The 21,629-nt window shown below is 39.1% G+C and carries 15 protein-coding genes; 12 read left to right on the top strand and 3 right to left on the bottom strand.

The features are described 5' to 3' along the window. Window positions 1-382 precede the first annotated feature (382 nt). Entirely contained in the window at window positions 383-2,752 is a 2,370-nt protein-coding gene (locus tag RCP16_RS08255; protein WP_308642142.1) for an AraC family transcriptional regulator, read from the top strand. A gap of 117 nt (window positions 2,753-2,869) precedes the next feature. On the opposite strand, the gene RCP16_RS08250 is transcribed toward RCP16_RS08255, so the two are convergent. From RCP16_RS08250 to RCP16_RS08240, 3 genes are read right to left on the bottom strand one after another with little or no spacing between them, the layout of a single operon-like run. Continuing rightward, on the bottom strand, window positions 2,870-4,498 hold the full coding sequence (locus tag RCP16_RS08250) for a type 2 periplasmic-binding domain-containing protein (protein WP_241669398.1): 1,629 nt from the start codon (window positions 4,496-4,498) through the stop codon (window positions 2,870-2,872). 45 nt (window positions 4,499-4,543) lie between these two features. Then, on the bottom strand, window positions 4,544-5,455 hold the full coding sequence (locus RCP16_RS08245) for a carbohydrate ABC transporter permease (RefSeq protein ID WP_069328253.1): 912 nt from the start codon (window positions 5,453-5,455) through the stop codon (window positions 4,544-4,546). Between the two features lie 38 nt (window positions 5,456-5,493). Continuing rightward, window positions 5,494-6,465, bottom strand: a complete 972-nt coding sequence (locus RCP16_RS08240; protein WP_069328254.1) for an ABC transporter permease — start codon at window positions 6,463-6,465, stop codon at window positions 5,494-5,496. Between the two features lie 469 nt (window positions 6,466-6,934). Here RCP16_RS08240 and RCP16_RS08235 point away from each other — a divergent pair, with 469 nt between their 5' ends. The 11 genes from RCP16_RS08235 to RCP16_RS08185 all read left to right on the top strand — a co-directional run bounded on the left by RCP16_RS08235 (window position 6,935) and on the right by RCP16_RS08185 (window position 21,557). Continuing rightward, entirely contained in the window at window positions 6,935-7,456 is a 522-nt protein-coding gene (locus RCP16_RS08235) for a general stress protein (RefSeq protein ID WP_273593916.1), read from the top strand. Window positions 7,457-7,690: 234 nt separating this feature from the next. Beyond that, window positions 7,691-9,427, top strand: a complete 1,737-nt coding sequence (gene treC / locus RCP16_RS08230; protein ID WP_308642141.1) for an alpha,alpha-phosphotrehalase — start codon at window positions 7,691-7,693, stop codon at window positions 9,425-9,427. 94 nt (window positions 9,428-9,521) lie between these two features. Continuing rightward, on the top strand, window positions 9,522-11,540 hold the full coding sequence (gene treP, locus RCP16_RS08225; RefSeq protein ID WP_308642140.1) for a PTS system trehalose-specific EIIBC component: 2,019 nt from the start codon (window positions 9,522-9,524) through the stop codon (window positions 11,538-11,540). Between the two features lie 94 nt (window positions 11,541-11,634). Continuing rightward, on the top strand, window positions 11,635-12,363 hold the full coding sequence (gene treR / locus RCP16_RS08220) for a trehalose operon repressor (RefSeq protein WP_137224190.1): 729 nt from the start codon (window positions 11,635-11,637) through the stop codon (window positions 12,361-12,363). Window positions 12,364-12,676: 313 nt separating this feature from the next. After that, a complete protein-coding gene (locus RCP16_RS08215) occupies window positions 12,677-13,600 on the top strand; it encodes a PLP-dependent cysteine synthase family protein (RefSeq protein ID WP_069328259.1) in 924 nt (307 codons plus the stop codon). Window positions 13,601-13,602: 2 nt separating this feature from the next. Continuing rightward, the gene (locus RCP16_RS08210) at window positions 13,603-14,739 is read left to right on the top strand and encodes a bifunctional cystathionine gamma-lyase/homocysteine desulfhydrase (RefSeq protein WP_069328260.1); all 1,137 of its coding nucleotides are present in this window, start codon (window positions 13,603-13,605) and stop codon (window positions 14,737-14,739) included. Between the two features lie 446 nt (window positions 14,740-15,185). Continuing rightward, window positions 15,186-15,953: a general stress protein gene (locus RCP16_RS08205; protein WP_371748213.1), complete on the top strand. Its 768-nt coding sequence runs from the start codon at window positions 15,186-15,188 to the stop codon at window positions 15,951-15,953. 163 nt (window positions 15,954-16,116) lie between these two features. Then, window positions 16,117-16,776, top strand: a complete 660-nt coding sequence (locus tag RCP16_RS08200) for a general stress protein (protein ID WP_069328262.1) — start codon at window positions 16,117-16,119, stop codon at window positions 16,774-16,776. Window positions 16,777-17,056: 280 nt separating this feature from the next. Beyond that, a complete protein-coding gene (locus tag RCP16_RS08195; protein ID WP_069328263.1) occupies window positions 17,057-17,848 on the top strand; it encodes an ABC transporter ATP-binding protein in 792 nt (263 codons plus the stop codon). Further along, window positions 17,848-19,362 carry an ABC transporter permease/substrate-binding protein gene (locus RCP16_RS08190; RefSeq protein ID WP_308642138.1) on the top strand — a complete coding sequence of 505 codons (1,515 nt, stop codon included), beginning with the start codon at window positions 17,848-17,850 and terminating at the stop codon, window positions 19,360-19,362. The genes RCP16_RS08195 and RCP16_RS08190 overlap by 1 nt, the downstream gene beginning before the upstream one ends. 233 nt (window positions 19,363-19,595) lie before the next feature. Beyond that, entirely contained in the window at window positions 19,596-21,557 is a 1,962-nt protein-coding gene (locus tag RCP16_RS08185; protein ID WP_069328265.1) for an ATP-dependent DNA helicase, read from the top strand. Window positions 21,558-21,629 lie beyond the last annotated feature (72 nt).

The raw sequence follows: 21,629 nt of genomic DNA, 5'->3' as shown, positions 1-21,629 counted from the left end.
TATCCGCGCATTTCTCCCGATTGGAAATAGGTCATATACGGCGTGTGATGGGGTGTACGTTCAATAGTCATCATTATGAATCATCCTTTCTATTCGGGATTTCACCAACAGTATAACAGAAAATGGATAAAAAGGAACAGAGAAAATTTAAGATACGTATAAACATAACTATTATTGTAAATGTCATGTAATCTTAAGAGCATTGTTTAGCATTTATTTATGATCAAAAAGAACTAAATTTGTAGTCAAATCACAAAAATACCTTTTCAGCCCAGCAAAATAAGTTACAATTGAAAGGTGAACATTTGTTGAATACATGTAAAAGTGATATAGATGATCCAATAATCATGACGTAATTGCGTTTGATATGAGGAGGGAACAGATGAATCCAAAGCGTACAAGTTCAAGGTTGTTACGTAGTTACATGTTGTCTTATTTGCTTATTTTTCTGATTCCTCTGATTTTGATTACGGTGCTAGTCTATCAAAGTGCAGTCAAAAGTCTGCGTACAGAAATAGAACAATCCAATGTTAATCAATTAAGTCAGGTGCGTATGACGATTGATGGACGGATGAAAGAGTTAAGTGATATTGCTGCTCGAATTAGCTATGACAACAACCTAACGGCTTACATGGTTAAGCATCCTTATTACAGCCGTGAATCGATTAATACGCTGGCTCAATATCGGGCAAATAGTTCGATTGTGGATGAGCTGTTTCTTTATTTTCATGATGATACTGTCATCTATTCTTCACAAGGATTGAGTAATGTAAATGTGGTGTTTGGTCGAACGTATCAATTTAACAATTGGACAGAATCGCAGATCAATCACGATCTGAACAAAATCAATTATCCAATGACCCGTTTAACCGAGCAATTGGGTACTCATTCTCGCCAGCGATCGATGCTGTTACATATTGTTCCGATCAAGCCGACGGATGCGTATCCGTATGCTTCTGTAGTCTATTTAATTGAAGAATCCAAGTTAACAGGTATGATGGATTCGATTTTGAATGATTTTAAAGGGAATAGTTATATTTTCGATCATAAAGGGCAGGTACTTACGGTCAACAATCATGATCAACCTGTGCAGAATGAAGAATTGAATACGCTTTCAGGATTGGGAGAAGGGATTCACAGTATGATGCTTAACGGCAAACCGCAATCTGTAGTAGCCGTTACGTCAGCGCAAAATGGATGGACATATGTGACTACGATGCCAAGTGATCAATTTTTTAGTCGGATTTTTCATATTCAGACTTTAATTGTGCTGGTATTTGCCTTGATTGCTATAGCAGGGATTCCGATTGCTGTACTGCTTGCACGTAGACAGTATCATCCATTACGTGATCTGGTCGAATTTGCCAAAGAGAAAACCAATCATGCCACTATTCCTTCGATATCCAATTCTACTTCGAATGAATGGACATGGATCAAAAATACGCTTCATGATTATCGTCATCAGATGGATATGCAAGAACCATATGTCCGTCATCAATGTTTGTTACTCTTAATGAAGCATGGCAAGCCAGAAGACCCAGAAACGATCCGTTTAATTGATAGTCTGGGATTAGAAGCAGATCATCAGCAATACTTTGTAATGATTGTCGCCAGTGATATGTTGTCAGAAAGAAGGTACACTCCTAAGCTTCAGGACACGGATCTTGATGTGATAGAAACACAGCGATTGGACAAATTACTAGATCCTTATTTATTTTTACCGGATATTTTAGCTGAAATTGACCTTCCTCATCTAGAGGCGCATATTTACGGAATCGAGTATTCTTCTGGAAATCGGTTAGCTTTGGCTGTCTGCTGGAATCATATCGGCGAGGTTGAACGTCAGCAACAGATGAAGCAGATTGTAGAAGCGATTAGAGAGATTGTATTTGAACATTATTATACGTTACCTACAGTAGGGGTAGGAACCAGTTATGAGCGCTTAGATGAGTTGAATCAATCGTTTATCGAAGCGGCTACAGCGATGGAATATCGTTTGACGGATACACAGCACAGTGTCACCTATTTTGATCAATTGAATAGTGAAGCGGATCGTCCTTCAGGTGAGCATTATTGGATCACTAATGAGTCGTTGTTGAAATTATCTCAAAGTTTGAAGCAAGGTAATATTATGGTGGCTTCGCATATGGTGCAGACGATTGTAGCGAATGTGCGCTCTCAAGCTTTACCTCTTTCCTTGATGCGTTGCGTTTTATTTGATTTATTAAATACAGTACTCAAAGCGGCTTCAGAAGTGGGATTAATCCGAAGTATACGCGATATGCCGAAGTTGGCTTCTTTTGAAAGGACAGAAGAGTTAGAAGAACAGTTACATCTTCTGATTGCACGAATTTGTACATGTGCAGAGCACAAAGAAGAAACCAAACAATTATCGCTGATGGATCAAGTGATCGCTTATGTCAAAGAGCAATATTGCGATTATGCTCTTAGTCTAGAAGGAGTGGCTCAACAGTTTTCTATTTCTAGCTCCTATCTTAGTCGTACGTTCAAAGAAAAGACGAGCTATACCTTTTCTCAATATGTCTGGCAGTTACGTATGGATGAAGTGATCCGGCAGATGAACGATACCAATGATCCGCTCAAAGATATTATTTTACGTGTCGGTTATCTAGATACAGCTAATTTTATTCGTAAATTTAAAAAAGAAACAGGCTGTACACCCGGACAATACCGTAAGCAAAGTGTACAGAATGAAAACCAGAATCTACCGATCAATAATAGTACCGGTTAAAGTATAAGCATAGTGCGTATTTTTTTGAAAAAAAGACCTCAATCGCTATGTTATGCGAAAGAGGTCTTTTGGTGTGTTTATTGTTGTACATTAAAGTATGAGAGAGGAACGGCTAAGTTAGCTTGATTTCCAGCGATCATAAGCTCCCTGATAAATCTCTACAACTCGATCTCCACCCATTTGCTTGATGGTGGCTAGATACGTATCCCAACTTGTTAATGGCTCTTGACCAGTGACAAATTTGGCTTCCATTTGCTCAATATACGTATCCATATCTGCACGTAGACTAGAAATTTCAGCTTGTTCTTCTTGTGTTAGATACAGAATAGGAAATGGTGGCTGTGGATCATAAGCCAGAATTTTCTCATCATTTTGTTTATCTACCCATGTATCAAAATCTTCTTTTAACCCTTTTTGCAAATCAGGGCTTAGTAGAGTAGGAGCAGGTGTACCATAGTTTGGTGTTAATGTGCCACGGTAATCTTCACGGCTGTTGTACTGACTTGGTAGCTCTTTCCATTTCTTCGTATGGTCTTTTTCATTAACAGTCTCGTACATAAGACCTTCTGGCCCTTTATCAAACAGCATAGCGCCTTCATAGCTGTACATATAATCTACCCAACGCATTGATGCTTCAGGGGAAGGATTGCTTTCTGTAATCGCAAAGGAACCTGTCGATAAACCGGGATGAATAGCAACGGCTGGTTTGTCTACTGCATCACTTTTCACAGGAACGAACATCGGGTCTTTGGTCGTTGGCTTACCGCCATGGGTGAAATACGCATGCCAATCTTGGAACAGACCCAGTTGATTGTTAGCCCCTTTGGCTTTTTTCTGATCCGGTGTTTGTGAGAATGCTTCGTGATCTAGCAGATTTTCACTCCAGAGACGATTCATATACGTTAAGAATTCACGATAGCCGTCTTCGGTACGAGCAAAATGGACTTTGCCATCGGCATCATTGTAGATATCTTCACCATAGATGCCCCATGCGCCTAATAACCATGAACGAATATCGTCTAATTTAACAGAAGATAATGGAATTTCGTCTTTTTTGCCATTTCCATTCGGATCTTCATCACGGAAACGAACCAGTAAGTCATACAGTCCTTCTGTAGTAGTTGGTAAATCTTTTACTTTCAATGCTTCTAAGAAGTCACCGTTATACCACATCGGGCTACGATACCAGATACTTTGTTGATTGATAACCGGTAAAGAGTAGATATGACCATCCGGTGTAGTGATTGATTTACGAATAGAAGGGTCTTCATCCATAATCTTTTTGAGATTCGGTGCATAATTATCGATTAGACCTTCTAGAGGTACAAGAATCCCTTGATTTCCGTAATTGACTTCATCAGCTTGTGTTAGAGAAGAAGCATAGAAGATATCGGGATATTCGCCACTCGCAAAGACCAAATTCTTTTTCGTTTCAAAGCTATCCAGTGGTGGATTCTCAAAGGTAAATGAAACATTCGTTAACTTTTCCATTTCTTTAAAAGCAGGCATGTCTTTCCAGTTCTGTAGCCCAACATCAGGTCCCATCATCGACAATGTGATCGGCTCTTTAACAATCGGAAAGCCTTCTTTACTTACATTGGCAGCCGAGTTGGAGTTAGCGGCTTCTTCGGCTTTACCGCCCGAACAGCCAGCAAGTAGGGTGGTACCTAATACCAACGATAATGCGACTGTACCTGTTTTACGCATAAAGGTTGAACGGACTCGGAATGGAGATTGATTTGTCATAATAATCCTCCTTGTAAATGATAGTAAACTTTCGATCGTAAGCGCTTACCCTTTCACTGATCCTATCATAACGCCCTGTACAAAATAACGTTGAACAAAAGGATAGACAGCAATAATAGGTAATGTAGCAACAATAATGACTGCATATTTCAGTAATGCTGCCATATCGGCTTTGGCATTCATCGCCATTGCGGCTTCACCACTGGTGGCTGCTCCTTGAGCTGAAGTAGACATTTCTTGCAAGACTAGAATCTGCCTTAATACCATTTGCAGCGGATATTTGGATTGATCATTTAAATAAACCAAAGCGTTAAAATAACTGTTCCAATGACCTACACCGTAGAACAAAGCCATAACGGCAATAATCGGAGTGGATAAAGGAACAACAATTTTTAGAAATAGTCGTAGATTGGTACACCCATCCATATGAGCCGCTTCTTGCAGTTCGATCGGAATAGTAGATTGGAAAAACGTACGAGCCACAATAATGTTCCAGACCGAAGCAGCCCCCGGTAAAATCAATGCCCACATCGAGTTGACCAACCCTAATTGTTTGACAATCAAATAGGTCGGAATAAGACCACCACTGAAAAACATCGTGACCAGAAACATTCCCATAAAAAAGCCACGTCCTACAAAATCTTTACGGCTTAGAGCATAGGCAGCAGGTAAAGTGACCAATAGATTGATCAGCGTACCGACAACCGTATACAAAATCGTATTGCCATAACCGACCCAGATTTTACTATTTTCAAAAACTCTCATATATCCTTCAAATGTAATTCCTTTAGGGAGTAGCCACATTTCACCTGAATTCACATAAGAAGGTGTACTGATCGAAGCACTTAAAATGTACACGACAGGGTAAAGAACAAGCACAAAAGCAATCGCTACATAGAGGTAATTGCAGATCAGAAACAGACGATCTGTTTTCGATTCTTTGATCACAGCAGCCATAGCGTATCCTCCTTAGTATCGTATTCGTGAACAGTACATTACCATAGACTGTGCTCGGTTGTACGGCGAGCAATCTGATTGACAGTGATCAACAGAACCGCATTGATAGCCGAGTTAAACAGACCTACCGCAGTCGAGAAGCTGTATTGTACATTGATAAGCCCGGTTCGATATACAAACGTATCAATAACATCAGAAGAACTCATATTCAGTGCATTTTGCAATAATAGAATCTTCTCAAACCCAACACCGAGAATACTTCCTATACTCAAAATCAATAAAATCGTAATCGTAGGGATAATCGTAGGAATATTAATACTGATAATACGGCGGAATCGGCTTGCACCATCCATAATAGCGGCTTCATGAAGCTGTGGATCGACCGCAGACAGTGCAGCAAGGTAAATGATAGTCCCCCAGCCTGTGCTTTGCCAGACACCGGATAAGACATACATCGTTTTGAACCATGCGGGATCTGTCAGTAGACTCGGTGCACTAAATCCTGCCCATTCTATAAATTTGATAATGATACCTGTAGAAGGAGACAGGAAAGTAATAATAATTCCAGCCATCACTACAACTGAGATAAAGTGAGGTGCATATGTTACCGTTTGTACCGTACGTTTGAAAAATCCATTTTTAATTTCGTTAAAAGCGAGTGCTAATAAAATAGGTAAAGGAAAACCAACTGCTAATTCGTATAAGGAGATACTTAATGTATTCCATAATAAATCCCAGAAATAATAAGATTCAAAAAAACGCTTGAAATGAGTAAAGCCTACCCATGGGCTATCGGCTATACCTCGTGCAGGAAGAAAGTTTTTGAAGGCGATCTGAATACCATACATAGGTCCATAATGAAAGATAAGAAAGTACAAAAACGCAGGAGCAATCAATAGATACAATTCCCAATTACGTGTAATTCTTTTCCAAAGAGACTTGCGTCGCTCAGTGACAGTCACTTCAGAAATCGAGTCGTTATGAATTGTATTCGATACATTTCTTTGCATCATAGTCCTCCTTTCTTGTGGAACAGTAGAATAATAAAGAAGCGGTATATCGCTATGTGTATACTCTTATTGTAGGAAGATAACCGGTGAAGCGTAAATATGTGAATCATGAAGTAGTGCAGCAAAATCCGCATATTCCTTGTCAGTACTGGGTTTATAGACGTTAGAGTGGGTAGGTATAGGTTCTAAAAAGATCAATAAGTATGTAAAATTTGCTGTCATATCATTAGCGATTTTGGCTAAAAAAGTAGTTGATTCTTATTTTATAAATATAATAACGCTTACAAAATAAATAAAAATAATCAATGTTAGTTGTATGCGTTTACACATGTAAGGTTAATGATGGTATATCGCTATATGTTTAGCCAAAGGAGGTTATGTTTAAAATATCTCCATACCTTGTAACGGTATATATCTATTGAGTTCGTATAATACATATTTTAAATTCGATCACTAAAGGATGATAATCATGGATCAAAATGATAAAGTGTTGGATAAAATCGTAGGGGTATTTGATAATGAAACTCAAGTGAGTCGTACATTAGAAGATCTGAAAACGGCTGGATTTACAGAACAAGATATCTCTGTGATTGCTAAAGATCATGAAGAGATTGAACGTATTGAACAAGATACTCAAATGGATACCGCAGAAGGAATGGCTTCGGGTGCCGCTACAGGCGGAGTGTTAGGTGGAGTAGCAGGGTTATTGATCGGATTAGGAGCACTAACCATTCCCGGAATAGGTCCTATTCTGGCAGCTGGGCCGATAGCCGCTACTTTTACAGGTGCGATTGTAGGGGCGGGCGCAGGTGGACTGGCTGGTGGATTAGTAGGATACGGTGTTCCTGAAGAAGATGCGCGCCATTATGATGAACGTGTAAATGAAGGAGCTATATTAGTCTTAGTCGACGAATCAACAGGACGTGGAGCAGAAATCTACGAGATTTTCCGCAAAAATAATGCTTCTAATGCTCAATATGATGAAATGTAAAGAATAAAGATCATCCAAAGACGATTGTACAGGGAACTTAACTGTATGATCGTCTTTTTTGATGGATCGCTATCTAACAATCTGATATACCCTCTACATATACAAAATAAATAGTCGTTGACAACTTGTATATACAAGAATATAATCCTGTATATACAAGTTGACTGTAAGCGCTGTTGTAGAAGTTCTTATTGTAGAAATTCTATAGTGACCTTACTTAAGGAGAAATAGACTATGAATGCTTTATCTACACAATCTATAGAGATCACTCGCAAAGACTGGTGGCGTAAATCGGTCGTGTATCAAGTGTATCCACAAAGCTTTAACGATACGACAGGTAAAGGCAAAGGCGATATCAAAGGCGTAACCCAAAAGTTAGATTATTTGAAGCAACTGGGTATTGATATTGTTTGGTTGCAACCTGTATATGTTTCCCCACAAAATGATAACGGTTACGATGTAGCTGATTACTACCAGATCAACCCTCAATATGGAACGATGGAAGATATGGAAGAATTGATAGCCGAAATTAAAGCACGAGATATGTATTTGATGACCGATATTGTGGTTAATCATTCCTCAACAGAACATCATTGGTTCCAAGAAGCTTTGAAATCCAAAAATAATCCGTATCGTCATTATTATATCTGGCGTGATCCTGCTCCAGATGGTGGAGTACCTAACAACTGGCAGTCCAAATTTGGCGGTTCAGCATGGCAATATGATGAGCAAAGTGGACAATATTTTTTGACGTTATTTGATAAAACGCAAGCAGATCTCAACTGGGAAAATCCTAAAGTTCGACAAGAAGTGATTAACTTACTCACATTTTGGGCAAATAAGGGTGTTAGCGGATTTCGGATGGATGTGATTAATTTGATCTCCAAAGATCAGAATTTCCCAACCGATACAGACGAAGGTGAGCTAGCGATAAGAGATGGTCGTAAATTTTATACTGATGGGCCACGAGTACACGAGTATGTGAAAGAGTTGTATGAGAAAGTATTTGAACCTTATCAAGCGGTAACGGTAGGGGAAATGTCATCTACAACATTAGAACATTGTATTCGTTATTCTAATCCTGAAGAAAATGAATTTTCGATGACCTTTAATTTTCATCATCTCAAAGTTGATTATCCGCAAGGGCAGAAGTGGGAATTAATGCCGTATGATTTTGAAGCGTTAAAATCGTTATTATCCCACTGGCAAATAGGTATGCAACAAGGAGGAGGATGGAACGCTCTATTTTTCAACAATCATGATCAACCTAGAGCTTTATCAAGATTCTTGAATGACGATCAGTATCGAGTAGAAAGTGCCAAATTATTAGCAACCACTTTACATGGCTTGCAAGGAACACCTTATGTTTTTCAAGGTGAAGAAATTGGTATGCCTAATCCGCAGTGGTCCAGTATTGAAGAATTTCGAGATATTGAGTCTACAAATATGTATCGTATTTTGCAGGAACAAGGCAAAACAGCAGCCGAAGCGTTAGACATTATTCGTGAACGTTCACGCGATAATTCACGTACACCGATGCAATGGGATAATAGTCTTCATGCAGGATTCACGACAGGAACACCGTGGATCAAAGTCGATGAGCGTTATCCAGACATTAATGTACAATCTCAGCTTGATGATCCGTTCTCCGTCTATCATCATTATCGTCAATTGATTACACTTCGTCAGGAGATTGAAGTGCTTACGGATGGTACATATGAACGATTAGATCAGTCTCATCCTCAGATATTTGCGTATACACGTTGTAATCAGCATGAGCGAGTGATTGTTATTTCTAATTTTAGTGAGCAACAAGCCATATTTAATCTGCCTGATTCGATCACACAACAATATAGTGCAGAATCATTACAGTCCGCTCGCTTATTAATTGGTAACACAATGGCTACGCTGTCTCTAAGTCATTCACTGATTTTGGAACCTTATGCTTCTTATATGTGGCTTATCCATTAACAAAGTATATGGTTATAAGCTAAGTAGAGCAGATTCTTTCTGTTCTACTTGGTTAGTATATTGAAATGTAGATATATTGAAGGAGTGGGGTCAGTTGGCAGATATCGATAAAAAAAGTGTAGAGCAGATTATAGCCGCAGTTGGTGGCAAAGAAAATATCGAAGTCGCTACACATTGTGTAACACGATTACGATTTGCTTTGCATGATGATAGTCTAGTAGATAAAGATGCACTGGATCAAAATGATCTGGTAAAAGGGCAATTTTCTTCGCAAGGGCAGTATCAGGTCGTTATTGGCCCGGGGTTAGTAGATAAAGTGTACAACGAAATGATAGCGATTACGGGCGGTAACCGTGCTTCCAAAGACGACGTTAAAAGTGCAGCCAGTAAAAAGCAAAACCCGATCCAACGTGCCATCAAAACACTAGCAGATATATTTATTCCGATTTTGCCAGCGATTGTGACAGCAGGTCTGTTATTAGGGATTAATAATATTCTGACCGGTGCAGGTATTTTCTTTGAAGGGTTATCTTTAGTTGATGTCTATCCGCAGTGGAAAGATTTTGCTTCTATTATAAATACGATAGCGAGTACAGCCTTTACCTTTCTACCTGTACTGATTGGTTGGTCAGCCACTACGAGGTTTGGCGGTAGTCCATTACTCGGGATCGTGCTCGGTCTGATTCTGGTTCATCCAGATTTGATGAGTGCTTACAAATACGCTGATGCAGTTAATAGCGGTACAGTTCCTGTATGGAATCTATTTGGTTGGGAAATTAACAAAATCGGTTATCAAGGGCAAGTGTTGCCTGTACTTGTATCCGCTTACGTATTATCACGTATTGAAATCTTTTTAAATAAGCGAATAGCCGATTCATTCAAGCTATTATTGTTAGCTCCAATTACGTTGTTAATTACAGGTTTTCTTGCGTTTACAGTGATTGGTCCGGTTACTTTTGCAATCGGTAATGTAATTACAAGTAGTTTTGTTTATGTATTTGACACTGTGCCTGCTCTAGGTGGTCTGATCTATGGTGGATTGTATGCACTACTTGTCATTACAGGAATGCATCATACTTTCCTTGCTGTTGATGTGCAGTTGATCGGAACACAAGGTGGTACGTTCTTATGGCCGATGTTAGCACTGTCTAATATTGCTCAAGGTGCAGGTGCACTAGCGATGGTATTGATTTTGAAAGATCAAAAAAGTAAAGGTCTAGCGATAACATCGTCTGTGTCTGCTTTTCTCGGTGTAACAGAACCCGCGATTTTTGGAGTCAATATCCGTTACAAATATCCATTCGTATTCGGTATGATTGGTTCAGCAATAGCAGGTGTATTGCTTACGATTAATCATGTATTGGCGTATTCGATCGGAGTCGGCGGTATTCCTGGATTCTTGTCTATTTTCCCGGATCAATGGGGCATCTTCTTTATCGGGATGGCGATTGTATTGATCGTTCCATTTACGTTAACGTTGATTTACGGCAAGATTATAGTACGTCGTCAGCAAAATAAGGCTTCAGCAGAGGATAACCAAACAGTATCCAAAGCAACAACACCAACTACTACTGAATCGGTAAAAGGTTCTGCGCAACAAGCATTATCTGGTTCTAAGCCTACAGCTACAAGCGATGCAGATGCTGTCGATGTTTTGGAAGTGTTCGCTCCTGTAACAGGTGAAGCTGTGATGTTGGAACAAGTGCCTGATCCTGCTTTTGCTGAGCGACAAATGGGGCAAGGAATCGCAATTGAACCGACAGATGGGAAGATTGTAGCTCCTTTTGCTGGAACCGTCGTTCATATTATGGCAAATAGTAAACACGCGATGATTCTTGAGCATGCGACAGGAGTACAGATTCTGATTCATGTAGGTATTGATACGGTAGGTCTCAAAGGCGAAGGCTTCAATGTTCATGCAGCAACAGGTGATCAAGTAGAAGCAGGGCAGTTATTGCTTGAATTCGATCGTGATACGATTCGTGCCGCAGGGTATCCTATTATTACTCCTATTATCGTGCCTGATGGTCAAGATATGATTGAGTCGATTGAAGAACTACCTGGTGCAGTAAATGACTTACAATCTCTTATTTTGAAAATTCATCTTAAATAATAATCTGTAGAATTAATCAGTTGGTAAAATGGAGAAAATAATTTGCTGATTTCAGATCATTTAAAAAGTGCTACAATAAATGTGGTGATGACAAGTGAATACTAATATTTTTCTACAAATTTATCATGATTATTCAGAACGTATACAATCCGGCGAGATAGCCGCAGGCACCAAGCTTCCGTCTGAAAATGATCTAACCAGAGAATATGGTATTTCCCGTGAAACTGTTCGTAAAGCACTCCAATTGCTTTCAGAGAATGGCTTTATTCATAAAATCAAAGGGAAAGGTTCATTTGTCTTGGATCTTGGGCGAATGAACTTTCCATTAAGTGGTCTGGTTAGTTTTAAAGAAATGTCAGAACGGATTGGACGGAAGTCGCAAACGATTGTGTATACGACAGAGCATATTCCTATTCCTCATGCTGTAGCTCGTCATCTGGAAACCGACAAACATGCAACGGTATGGCAAGTGATTCGCGCGCGCAATATTGAAGGCGAGAAAGTCATTTTAGACAAAGATTATTTTCGCTCAGATGTTGTTCCGTTGTTAACGAAGGAAATTGCGAGTGGATCGATCTATGCTTATCTGGAAAATGAATTGGATTTGCAGATCAGTTATGCCAAAAAAGTGATCTCGGTTGAAGATGCCACAGCTGAGGATAAGGAATTGCTAGATTTAAAGCAGTACACTCATGTGGTGGTTGTACGTAATTATGTGCATTTGGAAGATACGACTCTTTTTCAGTACACAGAATCCAGACATCGCTTGGACAAATTTCAATTTGTTGATTTTGCCAGACGTTCTCCGGGAGAAGAGAAATAGCTTTAGGATGGATTGAAAAAGAGTGCGCTATCAAAAGGTCTATACACATTCGCTGTAACATAGTGAATGTGTATAGACCTTTTTTAATTCTAAAAGTGAGCTGAATAGTTTATGTCATAGTGAGAATAAGTGTAAAGATGTTTGACTTTTAATCGTAATCTTACTACACTCAGAATATAGGTTTATAATTCCTATTTGTTTAATTGGTTTTTTTATTTTTCTATTTATTGACCAGTGGTTTAAAATGCAATATTCGTTATTACTGTTCATATAACATCATATAATGATTACGTAATTAAAGGAGCAAAATAGAATGGCTTTATATCGCAGTACGATGGATTTGATCGGAAATACACCGCTTGTGGAGATCAATGCCTATACATTACCACGAGGTATTCGTTTATTCGCTAAGTTGGAGTTTATGAATCCGGGAGGCAGTGTTAAAGATCGTGTAGGTAAAGCACTACTTCATGAAGCACTAGCTACAGGCAAAATCAAACCGGGTGGTACATTGGTAGAAGCGACAGCAGGAAATGCAGGGATCGGTCTAGCGATGGCAGCGATCCATGAAGATATTTCTGTTGTTTTTGCAGTTCCTGAGAAATTCAGTATTGAAAAGCAGACGCTGATGAAGGCTTTAGGCGCTCGAATTGTTCATACGCCGACAGCTAAAGGTATGCGTGGTGCAATCGACAAAGCACGTGAACTGGTTGAAGAGATTCCCGGGGCTTATTGTCCGGGACAATTCACCAATCCTGATAATCCCAAAACGTATTACCAAACAATGGGACCTGAGATTTGGAATGATCTCGAAGGGAAAGTTGATGTTTTTGTAGCAGGTGCAGGTTCAGGCGGTACATTTATGGGCACAAGTCGTTATTTGAAAGAGCAAAATCCCAATCTCAAAACAGTGATCGTCGAACCAGAAGGTTCTATTATCAATGGTGGCGAATCCGGTTCGCACAAAACAGAAGGCATTGGCATGGAGATGATTCCAGAATTTATGGATAAATCTTATTTCAATGCGATTCATACCATCAGTGATGAAGATGCTTTTAACCGTGTCGCTGAATTGGCTCGCTTAGAAGGGCTACTAATCGGAAGCTCCGCAGGATCAGCGTTACATGCAGCACTACTAGAAGCTGAAACAGCGCCTGATGGTGCACATATTGTTACTATTTTTCCGGATAGCAGTGAACGTTATTTGAGTAAACAAATTTATGAAGGTGGTATTTAACTATGAAACGCAAAACAAAATTAATTCACGGCGGTATCTCCGGCGATCCACATACAGGCGCAGTCAACGTTCCTATTTATCAAGTCAGTACGTACAAGCAAGAAGAAATCGGTGTACACAAAGGATATGAGTATTCACGTACAGGTAATCCAACTCGATTTGCTTTAGAAGAATTGATCAAAGATTTGGAAGAAGGATTCAAAGGATTTGCCTTTGGTTCAGGTATGGCGGCTATTCATGCCGTATTCACTTTGTTCAATACAGGGGATCATGTGCTGTTAACTGATGATGTCTATGGCGGTACGTATCGGATTTTCACCAAAGTATTGGCTCGTCTTGGGATTGAGTCTACTTTTGTAGATACGACTGATCTTGAAGCGATTCGTCAAGCGATCCAGCCCAATACAAAAGCAATCTATGTGGAGACACCAACCAATCCATTGCTTAAAGTAACCGATATTCGTGCAGTAGCTGATGTCGCTCATGAACATGATCTATTATTTGTCGTGGATAATACCTTTGCGACACCATACTGGCAAAATCCGATTCCTTTAGGTGCAGATATTGTACTTCACTCGGCGACTAAATATTTGGGTGGTCATAGTGATCTTGTAGCAGGTTTGGTCGTTGTCAATAATGAAAAGCTAGCTGAAGATATTCATTTTATCCAAAATGCTGTTGGTGGAATTTTGGGTCCTCAAGATGCATGGTTATTGATTCGGGGTATCAAAACATTAGGACTACGTATGGAAGCGATAGAACGTAATGCACACGAAATCGTTACTTTTTTATCAGAACATCCAGCAGTAAGCAAAGTGTATTATCCCGGACTTACTTCTCATCCTCAACATGAATTATCCAAAAAGCAAACGGCTGGCTTTGGTGGTATTATTTCATTTGATGTAGGTAGCGATGAGAAAGCAGCGGCATTACTGAAAAAATTAACGTATTTCACATTAGCTGAAAGTCTAGGGGCAGTGGAAAGCTTGATTTCGGTGCCTGCACGTATGACGCATGCTTCTATTCCAGCAGAACGCAGAGCAGAGCTAGGTATTACACCAGGTCTTGTACGGATTTCTGTAGGGATTGAAGATATAGAAGATTTAATAGAAGATCTGACTAAAGGCTTAAATTCCTAATCATTAGCCATATGATAAATCGATAATCTATCACTATAAATGACAAAATTGAAATATTTAATTTTTGTCTATGATATAGTGAAATGATTGTCGCTTTTTTTAATAGAGTCTTATTTTTATGAATACATAAAGTAGAAATGAAAGCTAAGTTATGAACGTATTTGTATAATATTACGGAAATAAATAATCAGAAGTATAAATAGTTATTGAACAGAGAACCTGCATAGGTAAGCTCAAAATGATAACAATAGGATCAAAATACCACTTATATAAACCAATATTAGCTGATTTAATCATTTTTATACGGTTAATACTATAATAGACACCCAAAACATATATAAAAAAAGTGCATATTATTGTTTGCACAATTATAACTACATTCTAAACATATTCATGACAATCTGGTTTTCCAAAATGTGTATTGATCCTGAGGAGGACGAATGAAAATGATGAACCATGACCATGTAAATGAGATGAATAATGAACAAAAAAATGACAAAGTTGTAGGAATGTTTGTAGACGAGCAACATGCGACTCAAGCGATCGAGCAATTGAAAGCAGCAGGTATTTCTACCGATCGAATCTCTGTTATTGCTAAAGATAAAAAAGATCTAAAACATATTAGTGATGAAACAGGAACAAAAGCTCCGGAAGGTATTGCAACAGGCGCAACAGCTGGAGGATTACTAGGCGGTACAGCAGGACTTCTTGCAGGCTTAGGAATGATGGCTATTCCTGTATTTGGACCGATTATGGCAGCAGGACCTATCGTAGTTGCTTTGACAGGTGCGGCAGTAGGCGCCGGTGCTGGTGGTCTAGTAGGCGGTCTTATTGGACTTGGTATTCCTGAAGATGAAGCCGCAGAATACGAGAACAATGTTAATGAAGGACAAATTCTAGTCTTGGTCGATGAGTCAGCAGGTCATCGTGATCAAATTTATGATATTTTCCGCACAAACCATGCTTCAAATAGTCGATTTTATGGTCGCAAAGATTCAGCATCTCCGACTATCCCGACAACTGATCATTTAAGTACACCTGTGAATCATACCGTAACAACAGATCACACAGATCATGATCGTTCACAAGTAACAGAAGAAGAGCAAGCGCTACGTTTACGTCAAGAAGAACTTCTAGCACGTGACAATGAGCCTGTTATCAAAGAAGATGTAGCGGCGAATACAACTAACCCTTTACATCGTAATCAACGATAATAAATACGTTGTTATATGAACAAATAATATCATTTATGAATTACAAAATAATTCTAAATAATCCAAATTAAGTGTTTTAAATATTTTTATACGGTTAAGTCTATATCAGAGTCACACGAAATTTAAATACAAATTTGGTATATATCCCAAGGAGGAAAACATCATGGAAAACAATAATCTAAATACAAACAACAACGAATTGAACAACGATAAATTAGTAGGTGTATTTCAAACCGAACAACAAGCGAGTCAAGCTATCGAAGATCTAAAAGCATCAGGTATTAACAAAGACAATATCTCTGTTATTGCTAAAGATAAAAAAGACTTGAAGCATATAAGTGAAGAAACAGGAACAAAAGCACCTGAAGGTATTGCAACAGGAGCAGCAGCAGGCGGTACTATCGGTGGTGTTGCAGGACTTCTTGCAGGTATCGGAATGATGGCTATTCCCGTATTTGGTCCTATCATGGCAGCTGGTCCAATCGCAGTAACATTAGCAGGAGCCGCAGCTGGAGCTGCTGGTGGCGGACTCGTTGGTGGACTTATCGGACTGGGTATTCCTGAAGATCAAGCAAAAGAATACGAAAACAATGTAAAAGAAGGACAAATTCTTGTGTTGGTTGATGAGCAGACAGGTCGTCAAGTGACTGTATATGATATCTTCCGCAAAAATCAAGCTTCTAATACTAGATATTATGATACAGATACAACAACGACTGCTTCCACAACAGGAACAGGTCTTGATAACGTAAATGTTGATCCTGATTTAAATGATGGTCGAGTTGGCGATGAGCGCGATCCGTTGAACTTACCTAGAAAATAAGTTGTTACTATTGAGACAACAATAATAAAGCTATGTATCGTTAATGCTTTAAAAGGCTCTATAAGCTAATCGCTTGTAGAGTCTTTTTTTCGTATTTCTGTTTAAGTGTTCCATTAGATATAACTTGGGTAATAGTAAAAGAAGTGAAATATAGTCAATATGCCATTATTTGATTACGCAAAATTTGTTTGTATGAAAACTCGGTCGAATGTATTGGTTCGGCGCTGATGTTATACATAACCTATAAAGATCAGATGGATAATAAAGAGGAGGCACGTTTATGATTAAGTTACAACAAGTCACGAAGCAATATGAAGACGGTACGATTGCTGTACATCCGATGAATTTACATATCCAAAAAGGCGAATTTTTTGTACTGGTTGGGCCTAGTGGATGTGGTAAAACAACAACACTCAAAATGATCAATCGATTGATTGAACCAAGTTCAGGATCGATTGAAATCAACGACCAACAAGTGAACCATATGCCTGTACATGAATTGCGACAAGGAATAGGGTATGTGCTACAACAGATTGCTTTATTTCCACATATGACGGTAGAAGAAAATATAGCGATCACACCTGAATTATGCGGATGGGATCGTAAAAAAACAGATCAACGAATCGATGAACTTCTTCATATGGTTGGACTTGATCCTAAAGTGTTCCGTACACGTAAGCCAGATGAATTATCTGGAGGGCAACAACAACGGATTGGTGTATTACGTGCGCTAGCTGCTGATCCACCCGTTATTTTGATGGATGAACCTTTCAGTGCACTTGATCCTTTGGCAAGAGAACGATTGCAAAATGATCTGTTAGAACTACAAGCGACCATTCAGAAAACGATTGTATTTGTAACTCATGATATTCAAGAAGCGCTCAAATTAGGGGATCGTATTGGTGTGATGCGTGAAGGACATATTATTCAAGCGGATACACCAGAACAATTGTTACATCATCCAGCAGATCCTTTTGTTAGTGAATTTTTTGGTTCGGTACAAGTAGAATCCAATCCATTACCTTCACTACTCCAAAAAACGTCTGTATATAGCAAAGGAGAAGCTGAATAATGAATAATTTGTGGGAAGTCATGATTCAGCGTCAGGATCAATTATTACAAGCATTAACTCAACATATCCTGATTTCTTTTGTAGCGCTATTATGTGCTTTGATTATTGCCATTCCATTAGGGATCTATATCGCTCGTCATTTGAAAATATCAGAAGGAGTGCTAGGCGTTGCCGCTGTATTACAGACGATTCCTTCACTAGCTTTGCTTGGTCTGTTGATTCCGTTACTAGGGATTGGTATTGTACCTGCTATTGTAGCGATAGTGATCTATGCATTGTTGCCCATTTTGCGTAATACATATACAGGTATTCGAAAAGTCGATCCTTCTTTAATCGAAGCCGCAGATGCTATGGGTATGACACCGATAAAGAGATTGTTCAAAGTCGAGTTGCCTTTAGCGATGCCAGTTATTATGGCAGGTATTCGTACAGCAATGGTTCTTATTATTGGAACAACTACACTGGCTGCATTGATTGGTGCAGGTGGGTTAGGAGATATTATTTTACTAGGGATCGATCGCAATGATACAGCATTACTGATCTTAGGAGCGGTACCGGCAGCGTTACTTGCAATTATATTCGATCTATTACTACGTGTGATTGAAAAAAGATCATTCCGACAATCGATCATCTGGTTATCTGCTACAGCATTAATTGTAATTGCAGTTAGTGTGATTCCATTGTTCAACAATACGCAAAAAGATTTGGTGATTGCAGGTAAGCTGGGTGCAGAACCAGAAATTCTGATTAATATGTACAAAGAATTGATTGAACAAGATACAAGCTTAACAGTTGAACTAAAGCCAGGCATGGGTAAAACTACATTTTTATTCAACGCTTTAAAAAATAAAAATATTGATATCTATCCTGAATTTACAGGTACAGCTCTGGCAGAATTCCTTAAAGAAGATGCTGTCAGTACAGATAGTACAGAAGTATACAATCAAGCCAAAGAAGGCATGTCCAAAAAGTTCAATATGGATATGCTAGCACCGATGAAATATAACAATACGTATACATTAGCTGTACCAGAGGCATATGCAGAACAGAACCAATTGGAAACCATGTCTGATCTGCAAAATGTATCTTCACAAGTTAAAGTTGGATTTACACGTGAATTTGCTGATCGTAATGATGGATATATTGGGATAACCAAATTATACGGATTCACTTTCCCTAATTTGCAAACGATGGAGCCCAAACTCCGTTATAGTGCGATCGCATCCGGTGATATTCAATTGATGGATGCGTATTCGACAGATAGTGAACTACAACGGTATAAGCTAAAAGTGCTCAAAGATGACAAAGGATTATTTCCACCCTATCAAGGTGCCCCATTGATGCGTGATGAGACATTAAAGCAATATCCTGAAGTGGCAGAAGCGTTAGAGCGTTTATCCGGTCAGATCACTGATGATGAAATGCGCGCCATGAATTATCAGGTAGATGTCGAAGGGAAGCCTGCATCTGAAGTGGCAACAGCTTTTTTACAGCAAAAAGGATTATTGAAATAAGAGGTATTCACTAATAATAGATATTCTTGCAAGCTAATTTCAATAAGAATATAAGTTAAACAAAAGTCGTGCTTTTCAGTGGATGATTCGCTGAATCGTGCGACTTTTTGCGATATGCAGAGAGAAGATTTGAAATGTGAAAAATTTGTTCATAATCAGTTGTACCTTGTTGTTCACATTTGAGGTATAATGAAAGGATGCACTAAATTAGATCATTTGGAGGAATACACGGATTGAACACTTATCCATTTACATTTGATCCCGGACAACCATTTATTAAGCAAGCGAGTGATTGGATCGCGGATGTATTTTATGATATTTTACCCGAAGCCGGCTTTGAGGTAAGAGACGAACAGATTTATATGGCTTTTCAATTGGAAAAAGCATATGCCGAAAAGAAAACTATTTTTGCAGAAGCTGGCGTAGGTACAGGTAAAACATTAGTCTATCTTTTGTATGCGATTGCTTATGCCCGGTATACACGTAAGCCTGCTATTATTGCTTGTGCAGATGAGTCGTTGATCGAGCAGTTGGTAAAACCAGAAGGCGATATTAGCAAACTGGCTAAGCACTTGAACTTGGTCGTCGATGCCCGTCTTGGGAAATCGCCAGACCAATACATTTGCTTGAACAAATTGGATGTCGTACGTGACGATGCAACTGAAAGTGATGTCTATCGTGATATCTATGCAGGTTTGCCTGAATTTGTTCACTATCCAGATACGATGCAATCTTTTTACCCGTATGGGAATCGTAAAGAATATCCTGAATTAACCGATGGCGAATGGAGCCGAATTGGTTGGGATGTATTCCAAGACTGTCTGGTCTGTCCGCAACGTCATCGCTGTGGGCAAACGTTATCGCGTGAACATTATCGCAAATCATCTGATTTGATTATTTGTTCGCATGACTTTTATATGGAACATGTCTGGACATATGATGCACGTAAACGTGAAGGACAACTTCCTTTGCTACCTGATCATAGCTCTGTTGTTTTTGATGAAGGGCATTTGCTTGAAACAGCGGCTCAAAATGCACTCACACACAAATTAAAACATTCGCTTTTTGAAAGTATTGTAGTGCGTTTGTTAGAAGGCGAAGTTCGTGAGACGTTAGCGCTAGCTGTTGAAGAAGTGATTTTGGAAAGTGATATCTTATTCGAGAAGTTAGCGAAGTATAGCCAGCCTGTACCTGCATCGGATCGGAAAGAAATCAACTGGAATACCGATCTTATGAATCAAGTAGGACGTGTGCAAGCACAGATTGCTGTCATTGAAGAAGAATTGGTATTTGAAAGTGCATTATTTACACTGGATGATTATCAGTTGAAGATTGTAGAAGAACATCTAGAAATGATTCAAATTGCACTCAACCTTTGCCGTAGACAAGATCAATTGATCTCTTGGGTGACAGGGGAAGAAGCTGATCTTACCTTAGTGATTATGCCGAAAAAAGTAAAAGAAATTCTGAATGAGAAAGTATTTGCTAAAAAAATGCCTGTTATTTTCTCTTCAGCTACCTTATCGGTAGAAGGTTCTTTCGATTATATTGCGCATAGTCTAGGAATTGATAAATATTTGTCCTTCTCGGTCGCATCTCCTTATGATTACAAAGAGCAGATGCAAGCGAATCTAATGCCTGTATTACCAGGGGTGACAACAACTTCTGGAGCTTCTTTGGGATTGCTCGACTTGAATGCGGTCCATGTTCAGTCTGAACGTGTACTGGAATTGTTAGATCAATCGGGTGGACGTGCATTGATTTTATTCTCGTCTATCGAAGAATTAGCCGCTTTCCGTCAAAGTACACAAAGTCTTACAGGATATGCTAAGTATCGGATTTTGTACGAAGGATCGGCTGAAATTAGTCATTTGATCTCTGCTTTCCAACAAGATGAGACCAGTGTATTATGTGCCGTCACCCTATGGGAAGGATTAGATATTCCGGGACCATCATTGTCCAATGTGATTGTCTGGTCATTACCATTCCCATCTAACGATCCACTGTTTGCTTCACGTCGTGCTGAGGCTGTTAATGCATTTGAAGAAGTCGATATGCCTTATATGTTACTTCGTCTTCGTCAGGGTATGGGACGCTTAATTCGTTCCCGTGAAGATAGCGGAAGCGTATCAATCTTTGGTCGAGAACTCGATCAACCCGATGTTCGTCAAGCTGTTGAGCAGTTGTTACCTTAATACAATAAATAAAGTTAATATGTACCCATATGAAATGACTTAGTGAACAGCAAAGTTATTGTTAGAAAATCA

The sequence above is a fragment of the Paenibacillus nuruki genome, from assembly GCF_963311185.1.
Classification (GTDB): Bacteria; Bacillota; Bacilli; order Paenibacillales; family Paenibacillaceae; genus Saccharibacillus; species Saccharibacillus nuruki.
This window is presented reverse-complemented; position numbering and strand designations above follow the sequence as displayed.